The sequence below is a fragment of the Bradyrhizobium sp. CCBAU 45321 genome, from assembly GCF_028128975.1.
In the GTDB taxonomy this organism is placed as follows: Bacteria; Pseudomonadota; Alphaproteobacteria; order Rhizobiales; family Xanthobacteraceae; genus Bradyrhizobium; species Bradyrhizobium yuanmingense.
The window spans coordinates 119,719-136,315 of the sequence record NZ_LFKZ01000122.1; the positions used below are offsets into that span (position 1 = coordinate 119,719).

Below are 16,597 nucleotides of genomic sequence, written 5' to 3' on the forward strand. Positions count from 1 at the left end.
ATGAGCACCAGCAACGTCAACGTCGTCGCCCACCCCCTGGTCCAGCACAAGCTCTCCCTGATGCGGGAGAAGGACCGCTCGACCAAGAGCTTTCGCGAGATCCTGAACGAGATCGGGATGCTGCTCGGCTACGAGGTGACGCGCGACCTGCCGCTGGAGCTGGTGGAGATCGAGACGCCGATCGCGGCGATGCAGGCGCCAAAGATCGCCGGGAAGAAGCTCACGCTGGCGCCGATCCTGCGCGCCGGCGTCGGCTTCCTAGACGGCATGCTGGCGCTGATGCCTTCGGCGCGCATCGCCCATATCGGGCTCTACCGGGACCCGGAGACGCTGCAGGCCGTGGAATATTACTTCAAGGCGCCGCAGGACCTGTCCGACCGCACCGTGATCCTGATGGATCCGATGCTGGCGACCGGCAACTCGGCCTGCGCCGGCGCCTCCCTGCTCAAGGCGCGCGGCGCCCGCGACATCCGCTTCGTCTGCCTCCTGGCCGCCCCTGAAGGCATCGCCAAGTTCCAGAGCGAGCATCCCGACGTGCCGATCTGGACCGCCGCGATCGACGAGCGGCTCAACGACCACGGCTATATCGTGCCGGGCCTGGGCGACGCCGGCGACCGGATGTTCGGCACCAAGTAGACAGGCTTGCGCGACCGGGTTAGTCCGATGGCCATGAGCGCCAACGATTTTTCTCTGCAATCGCTGCTCCGGATCAAGACCGCCGCCGACCCTGCCCTGGTATTCGACGGCAAGGCCGTCTCTCGCGCGGAATTCTTGGCGAAGATCGAGCAGACCGCCGCCTGGCTAGCCGCGCAAGGCATCGGCAAGGGCGACGTCGTCGCGGTCTGGCTGGTCAACCGGGTCGAATGGCTTGCACTGCTGTTCGCCGCCGCACGGCTTGGTGCGGTCGTCGCCGCCGTTAATACGCGCTATCGCAGCGCAGAAGTCGCGCACCTGCTCAAGCTATCAGGCGCGAAGCTCATGGTCGTCGAGGCCGCATTTCGCGCGATCGACTTTGCCGCCATCCTCGCCGATGTCGCCGAGGCCGAGGTGCCCGCGCTGCAACGGCTGGCCGTGGTCGGCGCGGATGCGATCCCCGCACGCTGGCCCTGCGTGCGGTTCGATGCGTTCGAGACGCCTTACCCGCCCCCTCCGCCGATCCAGTATGATGTCGATCTGCCCGTGCTGCTCTACACCACGTCAGGCACCACCAAGGGGCCGAAGCTGGTCGCGCATTCGCAAGCGACGCTGGCGACGCACGCCGTCTCCGTCGCCCGCGCGCTCCAGCTCGATCCCCGGCGTCATTCGCTGCTGGCGATGCTGCCGTTCTGCGGCACGTTCGGCATGACGAGCCTGCTCGGCTTCCTCGCGGCCGGTGCGACCATTCATGTGCTCGATGCCTTCGAGGCAGCGCCGGCGCTGAAGATCCTCAGCACGGAGCGCATCACGCATTCCTTCGGTTCGGACGAGATGTTCCGGCGCATCCTCGCCCTCACCGATGCACCACGCCCGTTTCCGCATCTCGAAGTCTGCGGCTTCGCCGCGTTCCAGCCCGGCTGGCGCGAGCTGGCTGTGGAAGCCGAAGCGCGCGGCATGAAGCTGTTCGGCCTCTACGGTTCGAGCGAGGTGCAGGCGCTGTTCGCGATCGGCCGCCCCAGTGATGCTTTCGCCGATCGGATCGAGGGCGGCGGCTGGCCGATGTCGCCGGAGGCGAAAGTTCGCGTGCGCGATGTCGAGACCGGCGAGCTCGCCGGAAGCCGCGTCTCCGGCGAGATCGAGATCAGCGCGCCCTCACGCTTCCTCGACTACTTCAACAATCCGGAGGCGACGCGCGAGGCGATCACCGCCGACGGCTTCTTCCGGACCGGCGACATCGGCCGGCTGCGCGGCGACGGGTCGTTCGTCTACGAGACTCGCGCCGGCGATGCGATGCGCCTCGGCGGCTTCCTGGTCGCGCCCGGTGAGATCGAGGACGAGCTCAAATCCTGCACCGGTGTCGCCGACGCCCAGGTCGTCGCCATCGATCTCAAGGGCCAGGCGCGCTGCGTCGCCTTCGTGATCCCGACAACGGAGCCGCCCATCCAGGAGACGCTGATCGCGCGCCTGCGCGAGCGGCTCGCCGGCTACAAGGTGCCGGCGCGGATCTATGTCGTGGACGCCTTCCCCGTCACCGACAGCGCCAACGGCGTGAAGATCCAGCGCGCCAGGCTTCGCGCCATGGCGATGGAGCGGATCGCCGCCGAATAGACCCGTTCAGTACGACTTGTTCAGTACGACTTCGCGAGCCCCAGCACCTTTTCCGCGATGAAGCTGAGCGCGAGCTGCGGGCTGACCGGCGCGATGCGCGGGATCAGCACCTCGCGCAAATAGCGCTCGACGTGGAATTCCTTGGCGTAGCCGAAGCCGCCATGGGTCATCACCGCCTGCTCGCAGGCCGAGAAGCCCGCTTCGCCCGCCAGATATTTTGCGGCATTGGCCGCGGCGCCGCAGGGCATGCCCTTGTCGTATTGCCAGGCCGCCGACATCACCATCAGCCAGGCCGCCTCGAGCTCGACCCAGTTCACCGCAAGCGGATGCTGGATGCCCTGGTTCTTGCCGATCGGCCGGTTGAACACGACGCGCGTCTTGGCGTATTCGGTCGCGCGCGACAGCGCGAGCTTGCCGAGTCCGACCGCTTCCGCCGCGATCAGAATGCGCTCCGGGTTCATCCCTTCGAGGATGTACTCGAAGCCTTTGCCCTCCTCGCCGATGCGATCCTCCATCGGGATCTCGAAGTCCTCGAAGAACAGCTCGTTGGAATCGACGATCTTGCGGCCCATCTTTTCGATCTCGTGGACCTTGATCCTGTTGCGGTCGAAATCGGTGTAGAACAGGCTGAGACCGTGGGTGGGCGAGCGCACCTCCTCCAGCGGCGTGGTGCGCGCCAGCAGCAAAATCTTGTGCGCGACCTGCGCCGTCGAGATCCACACCTTTTGACCATTGACGATGTAGCGGTCGTTCTTGGCGACCGCGCGGGTCTTGAGCTGGGTGGTGTTGAGGCCGGTGTTGGGTTCGGTGACGGCGAAACACGCCTTCTCGCGGCCTTCGACCATCGGCGGCAGCATGCGCCTGCGCTGCTCCTCGGTGCCGAACACGACGACGGGGTTGAGCCCGAACACGTTGATGTGCACTGCCGAGGCACCGGACATGCCGGCACCCGACTCGGCAATGGTGCGCATCATGATCGCCGCTTCCGTGATGCCAAGCCCGGAGCCGCCATACTCTTCCGGCACGCAGATGCCGAGCCAGCCGGCGTCCGCCAGCGCCTTGTGGAAGTCGTGCGGGAAGCCGCCGTCGTGGTCCTTCTTCAGCCAATAGGCGTCGGGAAAGCCTTCGCAGATCTTGGCGATGGCGTCGCGAATGGCTTCCTGCTGATCGGTGAGCGCGAAATCCATGGTCTTGATCTCCCTTCGCCAAGCGTTCTTTAGCTCGAAAAACTGCAGGCAGATACGTGAATTTGCCCGCGAAGTGTGTCTACCATGCATGGGGTCATGCGGCGCGACGCTGCGCGTGCGCCGTTATTTCGCAGGGAGGAAACCGCGATGGCCGGACTATATTTCGAGGACTTTTCCGTGGGCCAGGAGTTCAGGCATCCGCTGACCCGGACCGTCACGGAGATGGACAACACCATGTTCAGCCTGCTGACGCTCAATCCGCAGCCGCTGCACATCGATGCGCATTTCGCCGAGAAGACCGAGTTCGGCCAGCGCATTTTCAACAGCCTTTACACGCTCGGCATCATGATCGGCATGACGGTCTATGATACGACCTTAGGGACCACCGTCGCCAATCTCGGCATGACCGACGTCACCTTTCCGAAGCCGGTCTTCCATGGCGACACGTTGCGGGCCACGACAAAGGTGCTCTCAGTGCGAGAATCCAGATCGCGGCCCAAGGCCGGTATCGTCGAGTTCGAGCACCATGCCCTGAACCAGAACGACGAGATTGTCGGCAAATGCCGCCGCATGGCGATGATGCACAAGAGGCCGGTCTGATGCGTTCGATGCTGTTCGTGCCGGGCGATTCCCCGCGCAAATTCGAGAAGGCGAGCGAAGGCAAGGCCGACGCGCTGATCATCGATCTCGAGGATTCCGTCGTCACCGAGAAGAAGGCGGAGGCGCGTGAGCTGACGCTCTCGATGCTGAAGAGCCGCCCCGGCCCGCATCAGCTCTATGTCCGCGTCAACGCACTCGACACCGGCATGACGCTGGCCGATCTCGCCGCGATCATGCCGGGCAGGCCTGACGGCATCGTGCTGCCGAAATCGCAAGGCGGCAAGGACGTGCGTCAGGTCGCAACCTGGCTCGAAGCTTTGGAAGCCGCATCCGGCATCGCGATCGGCGCGACCCGCATCGTCTGCGTCGCGACGGAGACTGCCGGCTCGATCTTCGGGCTCGGCAGCTACAAGGGCTGCTCCCCTCGCCTCGCCGGCCTGATGTGGGGCGCTGAAGATCTCTCCGCCTCGCTCGGCGCCACCGAGAAGGCGAGCGGCGGCGTGTTCCACAGCCCCTACCGCCTGGCGCGCGATCTCTGCCTGATGGCGGCGGCCGCGGCAGAGGTTGCGGCGATCGACACGGTTTACACCGACATCGACAATCTTGCCGGCCTCGAGCAGGAGACGCGTGCCGCGCGGCGCGACGGTTTTTCGGCCAAGGCGCTGATCCACCCCAAGCATGTCGACATCGTCAACGCGGCCTTCGCGCCGACGGAGGCCGAGCGCGCCTGGGCGGAGAAGGTGATCGCGGCGTTCGCGAGCAATCCCATTTCCGGCACGCTGCGGCTCGACGGTCAGATGATCGACAAGCCGCACCTTCGCGCCGCGAAGAAGATTCTCGGCCAGTCCTAGAGCGGGACGCAAGCTTCGTCCGCTAAAGCGAAATGAGATTCGATGTTGCAAGGAGGGAGGTACGCTCCCTCTCCCGCTTGCGGGAGAGGGTTGGGGAGAGGGTGCTTCCGCAATGGGACAATCCCCTAGAGGAGAAAGCCCTCACCCGGCGCTTCGCGCCGACCTCTCCCGCAAGCGGGAGAGATGACCGGCCCGCGGCAGTATTAAAGCTAAACCATCGCGCTATAGGCTGCAGCCTGAAGTTGGCGGTCTCAGTCGAACCCCTGAACGGGCGGTGCCGGGGAATGCATCGGCGCGGCAGGAGCGGCTTGAACCGGCGGAGCCTGGACCGGCGGCGGAGCCGGATTGCCGGCAGCTCTCATCTGGCCGTTGGCGGCCATCGCCTCGCGCGTGCGCGACGGGCTGCCGGTCGCGGCGGCGCGACGTGGCGGCGGCTGCCGGTGCCTGGCCGACTGCGAGCCTCTCAGGCCCCAGGACCGGGCGATCGAAGGTCCGGCCGTGTAGCCGATCAAGGCGCCGGCGACCGCACCGACCGGCCCGAGCACGACCGCACCCGAGACCGCGCCGAGCGCCGCATCGCCCGCGCGCTCCTGCGCGAGCGCGCTCGCGGGCACGCAGGCCAGCATTGCGACAGCAGTGATCAGTGCCTTTTTCATCGGAGCGCCTCCCTCGCGACAGATCACTCCTGCTCAAATATGGCCACACGAGGTTCGCTTGCCGGCCAACAAAAGGCAATCGCGCCCGGAACCCAGCCGGCCGGACGGTTCGACCGGCCGATCATCGATCCCAGGAGCCAGCAACGAGGACAGGCGCGCCAACATCTTGACACCGCTTAGCCGCTGAATATTTTTTCGCCGAGAAGAGATCTTCTCATCCTCGCAAACCAAAGGATCTAACGCGACCGTCTGGAGAGACGACGATGCTCGATGAGAATTTGGCCCGCATTCGTGCGCACCGCAACAACATCCACCGCTACCGGCGCCTGCTGAAGACCAGGCTGTCGCAGCTTGAGCGCCAATTCATCGAGAGGCGACTTGCGGAAGAGCGATCGGCGCTCGATGGCCTGACCGCCACCACCTTTCCCGTCGGCTTCCGCGCCGCCGAAGCGCCGACGGGCGCAATGGGGATGGCGCAATGAACAGCCAACGCGACCTGCTCATCCGCGGCAGCGAGAAGGTCATCGGCCATTACGAGCTGCTTCTTGCCAGCGCCAAGAACGAGCACGAGCGCGAGCTCTATCGCCAGCGCATCGAACGCGAGCGGCGGCTGATCCGGGACTTGCAAGGCGAATGGGATCACCGCGCCGCCTGAGCTGGGAGATCACGCCTCCCCGGCACCGTCGCAGGGAGGGCTATCGCATTTGAGAGCTCTCCCCTGCGGCCATCCTTCGAGACGCCCGCTTGAGGCGGGCTCCTCAGGATGAGGACGGAGTGTGTGGCTACAGTTTCAAGAGACACTGACGCCGATGAGCCTCATCCTGAGGAGGCGCGTAAGCGCCGTCTCGAAGGACGAGGCGTGCGCACCGGCCGCCGCTACAAGTCATATGCCATAGCCCTGCCATCGCACGACGAACCGCTTGCGCGGTTCGTCCCTGCGCATTCGTTTCAGCGGACGAGGCGATTGGGGCCTGCGAGCGCGCTGCTCGTGCCGGCTGCCGGCGCCACTCTCACCGTGGCGGTGAACGGCGCACCGTTGCGCAGCAGCGTGAGCTTCACGTCCTCGCCGATCCGCGCCAGGCCGATCGTGTTGCGGAGCTGGGCGGCAGTGCGGATCGGGCGGTCGTCGGCGCCGGTCACGACATCGCCCTTGCGCAGGCCGGCCTTCTCTGCGGGCGAATCCGCCGCGATCTCGGCGATGACGGCGCCCTGATTCAATCCCTTGTTGACCGACGGATGCAGGTCCTTCAGCGAAATGCCGATGCGACCGCGCTCGACGCGGCCGCTCACGATGATCTGCTCCATCACCTTGCGCGCCATGTTGACCGGAATGGCAAAGCCGATACCGACATTGCCGCCCGCGGGCGAGATGATCGCCGAGTTGATGCCGACGAGCTCGCCGCGCAGGCTGACCAGCGCGCCGCCGGAATTGCCGGGATTGATCGCCGCGTCGGTCTGGATGAAATCCTCATAGCCCTGCTTGCCTAGGCCGGTGCGGCCCAGCGCGCTGACGAGCCCTGAGGTCACGGTCTGGCCGAGGCCGAAGGGATTGCCGATCGCGAGGACGAAATCGCCGACATCGAGCCCGTCGCTGTCGCCGAAGGCAAGCGCCTTGAGCCCGACCGGGTTCTGGACCTGGAGCACCGCGACATCCGTCGGCGGATCACGGCCGATGACCTTGGCGGAAAACTGCCGGCCGTCCTTGGTCGTGATCTGAACGGCGGATGTGCCCTCGACCACGTGATTGTTGGTCAGCACATAGCCGCGCTGGGCGTCGACGATCACCCCGGAGCCGGTCGCATTGACCTCCTTCTCGATCTGCCGGGGGACGTCGAAGAACTCGCGAAACAGCGGGTCGCGATAGAGCGGGTTGTCCTCGCGCACGCGGCCATGCACGGAGATGTTGACGACGGCCGGCGTCACCTGGCGCACCAGCGGCGCCAGGGTCGGTACCGGACCGCCGGTCTTCAGATCCGGAATCTGGCCGGCGGCAGGCTGCGACGCCGTGAGCGTCAGCATCAGCAAGGCCAGGAACAGCAGACGCACAGCATTCATCATCGTCACCCTGCCGCGTTGTGTTGTGAGGATAGTCGGAACCTTGGTGCTTCAGCCTTCGTCGCCTGATGCGACGATCCAGCCTTGCAGGGCCAGAAGCGGGACGGTCCAGGCTGCCGCGGCCTGGCCGAGCAGCACGAGGGCGAGGACGGTGTTGGTGAGGATCATGCCGCCTGCCCTTCGGCGGCGGCCCATGGCCGCCGCAACCGCATCGGGACGCCGCCCCCGCGTGGCGGGTCGTCATTGTCGTTGTCGCCGTCGAGCTTGCGCAAGGCGGCCAGAATGTCGGCGAGCCGGACCGTGTGGCTCATGCCGGGAATCTCGCGCAAGGCGGGATAGGATTCGACCGCGTACATGTCCGATGCCCAGGACGACAGGATGACGCGCTTTTCGGGCGGTGAGAGCTCCTCGGCATTCAGGACGTCGGCAGGCGAGTCGTAGTGGGCGGCGGGATGAAACAGCGGATTGAGAGTGCCGGAATTGGTATTCACGTTGGTCATCGGTTAAGTCTCCCACATGCTCCTTTCCAGGGGGACAGCTTGTTGACGATGAGACGGCGGCGCCACATCGCCGCCGTCTCACTTGACTTAATGCGTGTTGATCGCGATGCGCTTGACGCCTTCGCGTGCCTTCTCCGACTTCGGCAGCGACACGGTCAGGACGCCATTCCTGAACGACGCCTCTGCCTTGTCCTCCTCGACACCCTCCAGCGGAATCTGCCGTTCGAAGGCGCCGTAATAGCACTCGGTGAAGAACCTGCCTTCGCCGTTGCGCTCCGCCTTCTTCTCGCCTCGCACGGTCAGCACGCCATTGGCGATCTCGACCTGAACGTCCTTCTCCGTCAGGCCGGGAAGCTCAGCCGAGACGGTCAGCGTCTTGTCGGTCTCGCTGAGCTCGACCTTCGGCCAGCCGAACCGGCCCTCCATCAGCGGCGACAGGCTGGTCGCCCCGAAGCCGCGGAAGACATCGTCGAACAGACGGTTCATCTCGCGGTGAAGCGTCAGGAACGGATCGAAATTGTCGCGCGCCGGCGCAAGCTCCTGGTTTTTCGACCAGGGAATGAGATCACGAAAAGCCATGGTACCCTCCTTCTTGCATCGGAAAGCGCGGCCCGCGCATGCGCGCGCCGCGTTCCGCCTGTTCGATCGAGCGCTCAGGCTGCTTTCTTCTGCTCGATCTGCGTTGCCGCAGGAGCGCCGCCCGCGATCGGAATGCGACGCGGCTTCATGGCTTCCGGAACCTCGCGGACGAGGTCGATAATCAGGAGCCCGTCCTGGAACGAGGCCTGCTTCACCTGGACGTAATCAGCGAGGTTGAACACGCGCCGGAACGGACGCGCGGCGATGCCCTGGTAGAGGTATTCGCGCGCAGCCGCCTCGGGCTTCCTGCCCTCGATGGTAAGCGCGTTCTGCTCGGCCGTCACGGTGATGTCGCTGGCGCCGAAGCCTGCCACGGCAAGGCTGATCCGGTAATGGTCTTCGCCGGATCGCTCGATGTTGTAGGGGGGATAATTGTCCTCGGTCGCCTGGCGGAGCGTGCTGTCGACGAGGTCGGCCAGGTGGTCGAAGCCGATGGTGGAGCGCCACAGCGGCGCGAAGTCAAAGCTGGTCCTCATAACCAAGTCCTCCAAAGAGCAAGATGGATACGAAGGAGCGCAAGGCGGGATTTCAGACGGGTCCGAAACGACCTGCCCGGCGCCCGTGCCGGACCCTGTTGGCATCCGGCACACCGCTCTCGCGGCGAAAAACGACTTAGAAAACCGGAAACCGGTTTCAAGAGGGGCCAGCGGATTTTTTTTCGACCCCATCGATGGTCCGCCGAGCCCGGACGCTCTCGGCGGCAACGGCAAGGTAAAATAGGGGTAAAATGGGCGGGTCGAGGTAAGGCCAGGTTGCCTCCGCGCATCTGGCCCCGGGCAACGCGCATGACGAACCAAGCGGCAGCACACCGCAGACCAGGGACCCGACCGCGTCCGGCCGGTCGCACGGCGGGTGCGATTGCCCTGCTGGCCGCCGCAACCGCCTTTGCGGCGCAGGCCGACGACATTGCCATCTCGCCTGCCGGGCTAAAGACGCTCGGAACGATCGATGCGCGCTTTCAATCCTACAACATCGAGATGGTGGAGGTGACCGGCGGACGGTTCTGGAAGCCTTATCCGCGAACCGCACGTGGCTTCGACGAACGGGATCGTTACAGCGCGCGGCCGCCGATCGATCTTGCCAATGCACGACTGCGCCTGCTCGCCGCGGCGTTGTCGCCGGCCTATCTGCGCGTGAGCGGCACCTGGGCCAATGCGACGTTCTTTGCCGAGGCGCCGGGAGAGCCACCGCCGGGATTCAACACGGTGCTCAGCCGCGCGCAATGGCGCGGCGTCGTGGAGTTCGCGCATGCGGTCGATGCGGAGATCGTCACCTCCTTTGCGATCAGTCCCGGCAGCCGCGATGACCACGGCATATGGAAGCCGGATCAGGCGCAGCAGCTGGTCGACACCACGCGCGCTCTGGGTGGGCGCATCGCCGCCGCCGAATTCATGAACGAGCCGACGCTCGCAGCGACGGGCGGTGCACCGGCGGGCTATGACGCGGCCGCCTATGGCCGCGACTTCAAGGTCTTTCGCGAGTGGATGCGGCGCGCCGCACCGGAGACGCTGATCCTCGGTCCCGGCTCGGTCGGCGATGCACCATCGCCGTCCGGAGCGGGGCTCACCACGCGGGACCTGCTTGCCGCATCCGGCCCCGGCGTCGATCGGTTCTCCTATCACCATTACAACACGATCTCACCGCGCTGTGGCGGGCACGACGATCCGGCGCAGGCCCTCTCGGAGCAATGGCTGGCGCGCACGGATGCGACGCTCGAGACCTACCAGGCGCTGCGCGACGCATTCGAGCCGGGCAAGCCGATCTGGCTGACCGAGACGGCTGATGCCGCCTGCGGCGGCGGCTTATGGGACCGGACTTTTCTGGACACGTTCCGCTATCTCGACCAGCTCGGACGCCTGGCGAAGGCTGGTGTCCAAGTGGTGATGCACAACACGCTGGCTGCCAGCGATTACGGCCTGCTCGACGAAACAACGTTCCGGCCGCGGCCGAGCTATTGGGCCGCGCTGCTCTGGCGCCGGCTGATGGGAACGATCGTGCTCGACGCAGGCAAACCTGCCGCGCGCGATCTCCATCTTTACGCGCACTGCCACCCAGCCACGACAGGCGCGGTGTCGCTGCTCGCAATCAACACGTCGCGCGGCACATCGCGCACGCTATCGCTGCCGGATTCCGCCGAGCGGTACACGCTGCACGCAGCGCAGTTGCAGGGTACGATTGTGCAGTTGAACGGCAAGAGGCTCACGCTGACCCCTGAGGGCCAGCTGCCCCGGCTCGAGGCACGCGCAGCACCGCCGGGAACGGTCAGGCTTGCGCCGACGACCATCACCTTCCTGGTGTTTCCGAACGCTGCAAATCCGGCTTGCTTGTCCCGACGCTCAGGATCTTAGCGAGTCCCGCGCCGTCTCCGGCGCCAGCAGCGTCGCGAGGATCGTGACGATCGACAGCGCGACGATGTAGACCGACACCGCCCAGTACGAGCCGGCCCATGCCAGCAGCGCAGCCGCGATCAGGGGCGAGAAGCCGCCGCTGAGCGCCGCCGCGACGTTGGCGCCGAGCGAGGCGCCGCTGTAGCGCACCTGGGTGCGGAACAGCTCCGGCATGAACGCGGCCTTCGGCCCGAACAGCAGCGCATGGGTGAGCGTCATCGTGACGACGAGCGCAAGCGTGATCAGCGCCGGCTCCCTGGTGTCGAGGAACCAGAACAGCGGGAATGCCAGCGCCACCGAGAAGACGCCGCCGGCCAGATACAGCGCCTTGCGTCCGAAGATGTCGGACAGCCAGCCGGCCAGCGGCAGCGTCGCGAACTCGACGATCGCGGCATAGACCACCGCATCCAGGATCACCTGCCGGGGTAGGCCGAGCCTGGTCGTCGCGTAAACCACCGTGAACACGGTGAGGAGATAAGCGAGCCCGACCTCCGACACCGTGATGCCGATCGCGAGCAGAAAACTGCGCCAGTCGCGGCGCAGCACTTCGAGGGCCGGCTGCGCCAGCACCTCCTTGCGCTCGACGATCTCCTTGAAGTGAGGCGTCTCCGCCAGCTTGAGCCGCACGATGAAGCCGACGCCGACCAGCAGAATGCTGATCAGGAACGGCACGCGCCAGCCCCAGCTGAGGAAATCCGCCTCGGGCAGCTTCGTCATCAGGGCGAAGATGCCGGTGGAGGCGGCGACGCCGACGGGGAAGCCGACCTGCACCAGGCTGCCGTAGAATCCGCGGCGATTGCCGGCGTGCTCGATCACCATCACGACCGCGCCGCTCCACTCGCCCCCGAGCCCGATGCCCTGAACGAAACGGAGGATCACGAGCAGGATCGGGGCCCAGACGCCGATCTGATCGTAGGTCGGCAGGCACCCGATCAGGAAGGTGCCGAGCCCCATCGCGATCATGGTCGCAACCAGCATGGTCTTGCGGCCGAGCCGGTCGCCGTAATGCCCGATGATGGCGCCGCCGATCGGCCGCGCAACGAAGCCGACCGCATAGGTCGAGAACGCCGCCAGCGTGCCGACGAAGGGATCGAAGCTCGGGAAGAACAGCTTGTTGAACACGAGCGCTGCCGCCGTGCCGTAGATCAGGAAATCGTACCACTCGATCGCGGTGCCGAGCGCACTCGCCCACACCACGTGCGCCGTCGTCGATCTCTCCGCGGAAGCGGAGACCCCCGTTGCTGTCGTCATGCCCTGCCCCAAAGGATTCCAGTGGGCATCATGGCCAAACGTTGTGACGGCTGCAATCTGTGGAAGTGTTGCCTCCCACAGGATTACGGTGCGGGATTTTATGCGCAGGTGGCGCAACACCCGTCATTGCGAGGAGCCCTAGCGACGAAGCAATCCAGACCGCCTCCGCGGAAAGACTCTGGATTGCTTCGCGGAGCCTGTCATCGGGCCGCGCTTCGCGCGGACCCGGTGGCTCGCAATGACGGGTGTTGAGGCAGGAGCGCTCCTTATCCGGCATCACCCGACCATCGTGGAACCCACCCGCCACCATAGTTCGCCATTGACAAATTCATTCGCCATTATCTAATTTACCTCCAACGATCCCGCCGCGCCAAGCGGCCAAGAAGAGAGGAAACGACAATGAGAGGGCTCCTGGCCTGCACTATGCTCGCGGCCATGACTTCGGCGGCCATGACATCGGCGGCGACCGCGCAAGTTTCCGACGACGTGGTGCGGATCGGCGTGCTGACGGACCTGTCGAGCTGGGGCCGCGACAACTCTGGGCCGGGCTCGGTCGAGGCCGCCAAGATGGCCGTGGAGGAATTCGGGCCGACCGTGCTCGGCAAGCCGATCGAGATCATCAGCGCCGACCACCAGATGAAGACCGACGTCGGCGTTCAGATCGTCCGCGGCTGGTTCGACAACGGCAAGGTCGATGCGGTCGTCGACATCCCCAATTCCGGCATCGCCATCGCCGTGCACAACATGGTGCGCGAGCGCGGCAAAGTCGCCCTGCTCTCCGGCCCCGGCGCGAGCTCGCTGACCGACGAGCTGTGCAGCCCGAACACCGTGCACTTCACCTACGACACCTATGCGCTGTCGAAGGTGACGGCCTCCGCCGTGATCCGGGAAGGCGGAAAATCCTGGTACTTCATCACCGCGGATTATGCTTTCGGCCATCAACTCGAGAAGGACGCCACGCGCTTCATCAACGAGATGGGCGGCAAGGTGCTCGGCGGCGTCAGGCATCCGACCAACACCGCCGATTTCTCCTCCTTCGCGCTGCAGGCGCAGAGCTCGAAATCCGACGTGGTCGCCTTCGCCAATGCCGGCCAGGACACCGACAACGCCATCAAGCAATCCGGCGAATTCGGCCTGGTCCAGGGCGGCCAGAAGCTGGTCGGCCTTTTGATGTTCGACACCGACGTGCACGCCATCGGCCTGAAGGCCGCGCAGGGCACCTATATGACCACGGCGTCCTACTGGGCTATGGACGAGGCCACCCGCGCCTGGTCGAAAAAGTTCTACGAGCGGACCAAGGTGATGCCGACCATGATTCAGACCGGCGTCTACGGCGCGGTGCTGCACTATCTCAAGGCGATCAAGGCGGCCGGCACCGACGATTCCGCCAAGGTGATGGCGAAGATGCGCGAGCTGCCGATCGAGGATATCTTCGTCCATGGCGGCAAGTTGCGCGAGGACGGCCGTGTCATCCGCGACATGTATCTCGCCAAGGTGAAGACCCCCGCGCAGTCCAAGGAGCCGTGGGATTATCTGGACATCGTCAAGACCGTGAAGGGCGATGACGCCTTCCGCCCGGTCTCCGAATCCAAATGTCCGCTCCTGAAGAAGTGAGGCCGATATGGCTGGCAACGAGCATGGCGCCATGGAGACCTACGAGTGCGACGTGCTCGTGGCCGGATCGGGTTGCTCCGGCATGTCGGCCGCGATCACCGCGCGTCATCGCGGACTCGACGTGCTGATCGTCGAGAAGGAGCCGCGCTTCGGCGGCACCACGGCCCGCTCCGGCGGCTGGCTCTGGATTCCCGGCACCTCGCTGGCGAAGGCGTACGGCATCGAGGAGACGCCGGAGCAGGCGCGCACGTATTTGCGGCATGAGGCCGGCAACAATTACGACGCAGCACGCGTCGACGCCTTTCTGAGCGCCGGCCCTGAAGCGGTCGATTTCTTCACCACCAAGACCGCGCTGCGCTTCGACATGCCGCTGGTCTTTCCCGATTATCACGCGGAAGCGCCCGGCGGCGCCCAGGGCGGCCGCTCCATGGTGACGCGCCCGTTCGACGGCCGCGAGCTCGGCGATCTCATCAAATCGCTCGGCATGCCGCTGCCCGAGCTCACCGTGTTCGGCATGATGCTCGGAAGCGGCAAGGAGATCATCCACTTCATGCGCGTGACGAAGTCGCTGACCTCGGCGGTCTATGTCGCCAAGCGCCTGTCGCGGCATGTCGTGGACGTGCTGCGCTACGGCCGCGGCATGACGCTCACCAACGGCAATGCGCTCGCCGGGCGCCTCGCAAAGTCAGCGCTCGACCTCAAGATTCCGATGTGGCTGTCTTCGCCCGTGCGCGAGCTGACGGTCGAGAACGGCGCGGTCACCGGCGCCATCGTCTCGCGCGAGGGACGCGAGGTGCGTGTCCGCGCCCGACAAGGCGTCGTGCTCGCCTGCGGCGGTTTTCCGCATGACGTCGAGCGGCGCAAGAAGATGTTCCCGCACGCTCCGACCGGCGTTGAGCATTATTCGCCCGGGCCTACGGGCAACACCGGCGACGGCCTGCGCCTTGCCGAAGGCGCCGGCGGCCGCATCGAGGATCGCCTGCCGAACGCGGCGGCCTGGGTGCCGGTCTCGCTGACCACGCGCAAGGACGGCTCCAAGGGCGTGATGCCGCACTTCATCGATCGCGCCAAGCCTGGCGTGATCGCGGTGATGCGCGACGGCAGGCGCTTTGCCAATGAGGGCAATTCCTATCACGACTTCGTCCAGGCCATGATCAAGGCGGCCAAGCCCGGCGAGGAGATCGCCGCATTTCTCGTCTGCGATCACAAGACGCTGCGCAAATACGGCCTCGGCTGCGTGCCGCCCTTCCCGATGCCCCTCAGTCATCATTTGAAGACCGGCTATCTCATGCGCGGCGACACGCTGGAAGCGCTGGCGGCGAAAGCCGGCATCGACTCCAAGGCGTTCGCCGAGACGGTCAGGCAGTTCAATGCGACGGCGCCGCTCGGACACGACGCCGCCTTCGGCAAGGGCTCGAAGGCCTATAACCGCTACCAGGGCGATGCGCTGCACGGCCCCAACCCCTGCGTGGCGCCAATCGAGAACGGGCCGTTCTACGCCATCAAGATGGTGATCGGCGATCTCGGCACCTATGCCGGCATCGTCACCGACGCGAACGCACGGGCGCTCGACGCCGAGGGCCGGGTGATTCCCGGCCTCTACGCCGCCGGCAACGACATGGCGAGCATCATGGGCGGCAATTATCCCGGCGCCGGCATCACGCTTGGGCCGGCGCTGACCTTCGGCTACATTGCCGGCCGACATCTTGCCGACAGCGCCGCCAAGCGCAACGCGGCGTAGAGCATGATCCGGAAAAGTGTGCAGCGGTTTTCCGAAGAGATCATGCTCAAGCAACGACCCAGGCGCATCGGAGGCGCATGAAGAGAGAGAGCCGCGGCATCCAGTCGATCGAGGTCGGCGGCGAATTGCTTCGCGCGCTCGCCCGCAGCGGCGAGCCGATGATGCTGCGCGATCTCGCCCGCGAGGCCGGCATGACGCCGGCCAAGGCGCATCCCTATCTCGCCAGCTTCTCCCGCATCGGCCTGATCGAGCAGGACGAGAGCACCGGCCGTTACGAGATCGGCGCGCTGGCGCTGGAGCTCGGCCTGATCAGCCTGCGCCGCCTCTCCGGCGTGCGCATCGCGCGGCCCAAGATCGCGGGCCTCGCGAGCCAGATCGGCCACGCCGTCTCGCTCGCGGTCTGGGGCACGCACGGCCCGACCGTGGTGCAGCTCGAAGAGCCGGCCCAGCCGGTGCACATCGTGATGCGCGTCGGCTCGGTGATGGCGCTGCTGGAGACCGCGACCGGCCGCGCGTTTGCGGCGTTCCTGCCGGAGAAGACGATCAGCGCCGCGCTCGACAGCGGCCTCGACCGCCATGGCGTCGGCTACAACCCGAAGCGCGCCGTGAAGGGGGCGAAGGTCGCCGAGATGCTGACCGAGGTGCGCAAACACGGCCTCGCCCGTGCGCTCGGCGATCCCCTGCCTGGCGTCAACGCGTTCTCCGCGCCGGTGTTCGATCATTCCGGCCACGTCGCGCTGGTCGTCACCGCGATGGGCCCAGAAGGCACTTTTGATGCCCGCTGGGACAGCCCCATCGCGCACGCGCTGCGCGACTGCGCGGGGGGCATTTCGAAGCGGCTGGGTTACGGGTTGACGGTCGCGGCCGAGTGA

The 16,597-nt window shown here is 65.9% G+C and carries 17 protein-coding genes; 10 read left to right on the forward strand and 7 right to left on the reverse strand.

The genetic code is table 11. From position 1 onward, the window contains the following. Both upp and ACM43_RS18635 read left to right on the forward strand, forming a co-directional pair. Positions 1 to 636, forward strand: a complete 636-nt coding sequence (gene upp, locus ACM43_RS18630; protein ID WP_172786898.1) for a uracil phosphoribosyltransferase — start codon at positions 1 to 3, stop codon at positions 634 to 636. Positions 637 to 669: 33 nt separating this feature from the next. Continuing rightward, on the forward strand, positions 670 to 2,244 hold the full coding sequence (locus tag ACM43_RS18635) for an AMP-binding protein (protein ID WP_271542124.1): 1,575 nt from the start codon (positions 670 to 672) through the stop codon (positions 2,242 to 2,244). Positions 2,245 to 2,264: 20 nt separating this feature from the next. On the opposite strand, the gene ACM43_RS18640 is transcribed toward ACM43_RS18635, so the two are convergent. Continuing rightward, on the reverse strand, positions 2,265 to 3,431 hold the full coding sequence (locus ACM43_RS18640) for an acyl-CoA dehydrogenase family protein (protein ID WP_060735112.1): 1,167 nt from the start codon (positions 3,429 to 3,431) through the stop codon (positions 2,265 to 2,267). Positions 3,432 to 3,527: 96 nt separating this feature from the next. Here ACM43_RS18640 and ACM43_RS18645 point away from each other — a divergent pair, with 96 nt between their 5' ends. Further along, positions 3,528 to 4,031, forward strand: coding sequence for a MaoC family dehydratase (locus tag ACM43_RS18645; protein WP_333919378.1), 504 nt, complete (start codon positions 3,528 to 3,530; stop codon positions 4,029 to 4,031). Then, the gene (locus ACM43_RS18650; RefSeq protein ID WP_271542051.1) at positions 4,031 to 4,882 is read left to right on the forward strand and encodes an HpcH/HpaI aldolase/citrate lyase family protein; all 852 of its coding nucleotides are present in this window, start codon (positions 4,031 to 4,033) and stop codon (positions 4,880 to 4,882) included. The genes ACM43_RS18645 and ACM43_RS18650 overlap by 1 nt, the downstream gene beginning before the upstream one ends. 251 nt (positions 4,883 to 5,133) lie before the next feature. Here ACM43_RS18650 and ACM43_RS18655 read toward each other — a convergent pair whose 3' ends face one another. Beyond that, positions 5,134 to 5,538 (reverse strand): hypothetical protein, encoded by a 405-nt coding sequence (locus ACM43_RS18655; RefSeq protein ID WP_271542053.1) that lies wholly within the window; start codon positions 5,536 to 5,538, stop codon positions 5,134 to 5,136. Positions 5,539 to 5,801: 263 nt separating this feature from the next. On the opposite strand from ACM43_RS18655, the gene ACM43_RS18660 reads away from it, so the two are divergent. Beyond that, positions 5,802 to 6,020 (forward strand): hypothetical protein, encoded by a 219-nt coding sequence (locus ACM43_RS18660; RefSeq protein ID WP_271542055.1) that lies wholly within the window; start codon positions 5,802 to 5,804, stop codon positions 6,018 to 6,020. Beyond that, the gene (locus tag ACM43_RS18665) at positions 6,017 to 6,193 is read left to right on the forward strand and encodes a hypothetical protein (protein WP_193760435.1); all 177 of its coding nucleotides are present in this window, start codon (positions 6,017 to 6,019) and stop codon (positions 6,191 to 6,193) included. The genes ACM43_RS18660 and ACM43_RS18665 overlap by 4 nt, the downstream gene beginning before the upstream one ends. 293 nt (positions 6,194 to 6,486) lie before the next feature. Here ACM43_RS18665 and ACM43_RS18670 read toward each other — a convergent pair whose 3' ends face one another. The 4 genes from ACM43_RS18670 to ACM43_RS18685 form a co-directional block, all read right to left on the reverse strand. Continuing rightward, positions 6,487 to 7,593: a trypsin-like peptidase domain-containing protein gene (locus ACM43_RS18670; protein WP_271542058.1), complete on the reverse strand. Its 1,107-nt coding sequence runs from the start codon at positions 7,591 to 7,593 to the stop codon at positions 6,487 to 6,489. A gap of 164 nt (positions 7,594 to 7,757) precedes the next feature. Next, entirely contained in the window at positions 7,758 to 8,093 is a 336-nt protein-coding gene (locus ACM43_RS18675; RefSeq protein WP_157281818.1) for a hypothetical protein, read from the reverse strand. 87 nt (positions 8,094 to 8,180) lie between these two features. Beyond that, positions 8,181 to 8,672, reverse strand: a complete 492-nt coding sequence (locus ACM43_RS18680; RefSeq protein WP_036007189.1) for an Hsp20/alpha crystallin family protein — start codon at positions 8,670 to 8,672, stop codon at positions 8,181 to 8,183. Positions 8,673 to 8,746: 74 nt separating this feature from the next. Continuing rightward, a complete protein-coding gene (locus tag ACM43_RS18685; protein ID WP_271542060.1) occupies positions 8,747 to 9,208 on the reverse strand; it encodes an Hsp20 family protein in 462 nt (153 codons plus the stop codon). A 309-nt stretch (positions 9,209 to 9,517) separates the two neighbouring features. On the opposite strand from ACM43_RS18685, the gene ACM43_RS18690 reads away from it, so the two are divergent. Continuing rightward, positions 9,518 to 11,080, forward strand: coding sequence for a hypothetical protein (locus tag ACM43_RS18690; protein ID WP_271542061.1), 1,563 nt, complete (start codon positions 9,518 to 9,520; stop codon positions 11,078 to 11,080). On the opposite strand, the gene ACM43_RS18695 is transcribed toward ACM43_RS18690, so the two are convergent. Continuing rightward, on the reverse strand, positions 11,069 to 12,370 hold the full coding sequence (locus ACM43_RS18695) for an MFS transporter (RefSeq protein ID WP_271542062.1): 1,302 nt from the start codon (positions 12,368 to 12,370) through the stop codon (positions 11,069 to 11,071). The two genes, ACM43_RS18690 and ACM43_RS18695, sit on opposite strands and share 12 nt — an antisense overlap. A gap of 399 nt (positions 12,371 to 12,769) precedes the next feature. Between ACM43_RS18695 and ACM43_RS18700 the strand changes: the two genes are divergently transcribed. The 3 genes from ACM43_RS18700 to ACM43_RS18710 all read left to right on the forward strand — a co-directional run bounded on the left by ACM43_RS18700 (position 12,770) and on the right by ACM43_RS18710 (position 16,597). Further along, on the forward strand, positions 12,770 to 13,984 hold the full coding sequence (locus ACM43_RS18700; protein WP_271542063.1) for an ABC transporter substrate-binding protein: 1,215 nt from the start codon (positions 12,770 to 12,772) through the stop codon (positions 13,982 to 13,984). A 7-nt stretch (positions 13,985 to 13,991) separates the two neighbouring features. Continuing rightward, positions 13,992 to 15,725: an FAD-dependent oxidoreductase gene (locus tag ACM43_RS18705; protein ID WP_271542064.1), complete on the forward strand. Its 1,734-nt coding sequence runs from the start codon at positions 13,992 to 13,994 to the stop codon at positions 15,723 to 15,725. A gap of 77 nt (positions 15,726 to 15,802) precedes the next feature. Then, a complete protein-coding gene (locus tag ACM43_RS18710) occupies positions 15,803 to 16,597 on the forward strand; it encodes an IclR family transcriptional regulator (RefSeq protein WP_157281830.1) in 795 nt (264 codons plus the stop codon).

Excerpts from the sequence above, each read along its gene's own strand:
- ACM43_RS18685 (WP_271542060.1), bottom strand. The coding sequence starts at position 9,208 with ATGAGGACCAGCTTTGACTTCGCGCCGCTGTGGCGCTCCACCATCGGC.
- ACM43_RS18635 (WP_271542124.1), top strand. The coding sequence starts at position 670 with ATGAGCGCCAACGATTTTTCTCTGCAATCGCTGCTCCGGATCAAGACC.
- ACM43_RS18650 (WP_271542051.1), top strand. The coding sequence starts at position 4,031 with ATGCGTTCGATGCTGTTCGTGCCGGGCGATTCCCCGCGCAAATTCGAG.
- ACM43_RS18645 (WP_333919378.1), top strand. The coding sequence starts at position 3,528 with ATGCGGCGCGACGCTGCGCGTGCGCCGTTATTTCGCAGGGAGGAAACC.
- ACM43_RS18640 (WP_060735112.1), bottom strand. The coding sequence starts at position 3,431 with ATGGATTTCGCGCTCACCGATCAGCAGGAAGCCATTCGCGACGCCATC.
- ACM43_RS18660 (WP_271542055.1), top strand. The coding sequence starts at position 5,802 with ATGCTCGATGAGAATTTGGCCCGCATTCGTGCGCACCGCAACAACATC.
- ACM43_RS18695 (WP_271542062.1), bottom strand. The coding sequence starts at position 12,370 with ATGACGACAGCAACGGGGGTCTCCGCTTCCGCGGAGAGATCGACGACG.
- ACM43_RS18710 (WP_157281830.1), top strand. The coding sequence starts at position 15,803 with ATGAAGAGAGAGAGCCGCGGCATCCAGTCGATCGAGGTCGGCGGCGAA.
- ACM43_RS18705 (WP_271542064.1), top strand. The coding sequence starts at position 13,992 with ATGGCTGGCAACGAGCATGGCGCCATGGAGACCTACGAGTGCGACGTG.
- ACM43_RS18670 (WP_271542058.1), bottom strand. The coding sequence starts at position 7,593 with ATGAATGCTGTGCGTCTGCTGTTCCTGGCCTTGCTGATGCTGACGCTC.
- ACM43_RS18680 (WP_036007189.1), bottom strand. The coding sequence starts at position 8,672 with ATGGCTTTTCGTGATCTCATTCCCTGGTCGAAAAACCAGGAGCTTGCG.
- upp (WP_172786898.1), top strand. The coding sequence starts at position 1 with ATGAGCACCAGCAACGTCAACGTCGTCGCCCACCCCCTGGTCCAGCAC.
- ACM43_RS18690 (WP_271542061.1), top strand. The coding sequence starts at position 9,518 with ATGACGAACCAAGCGGCAGCACACCGCAGACCAGGGACCCGACCGCGT.
- ACM43_RS18700 (WP_271542063.1), top strand. The coding sequence starts at position 12,770 with ATGAGAGGGCTCCTGGCCTGCACTATGCTCGCGGCCATGACTTCGGCG.
- ACM43_RS18675 (WP_157281818.1), bottom strand. The coding sequence starts at position 8,093 with ATGACCAACGTGAATACCAATTCCGGCACTCTCAATCCGCTGTTTCAT.
- ACM43_RS18655 (WP_271542053.1), bottom strand. The coding sequence starts at position 5,538 with ATGAAAAAGGCACTGATCACTGCTGTCGCAATGCTGGCCTGCGTGCCC.
- ACM43_RS18665 (WP_193760435.1), top strand. The coding sequence starts at position 6,017 with ATGAACAGCCAACGCGACCTGCTCATCCGCGGCAGCGAGAAGGTCATC.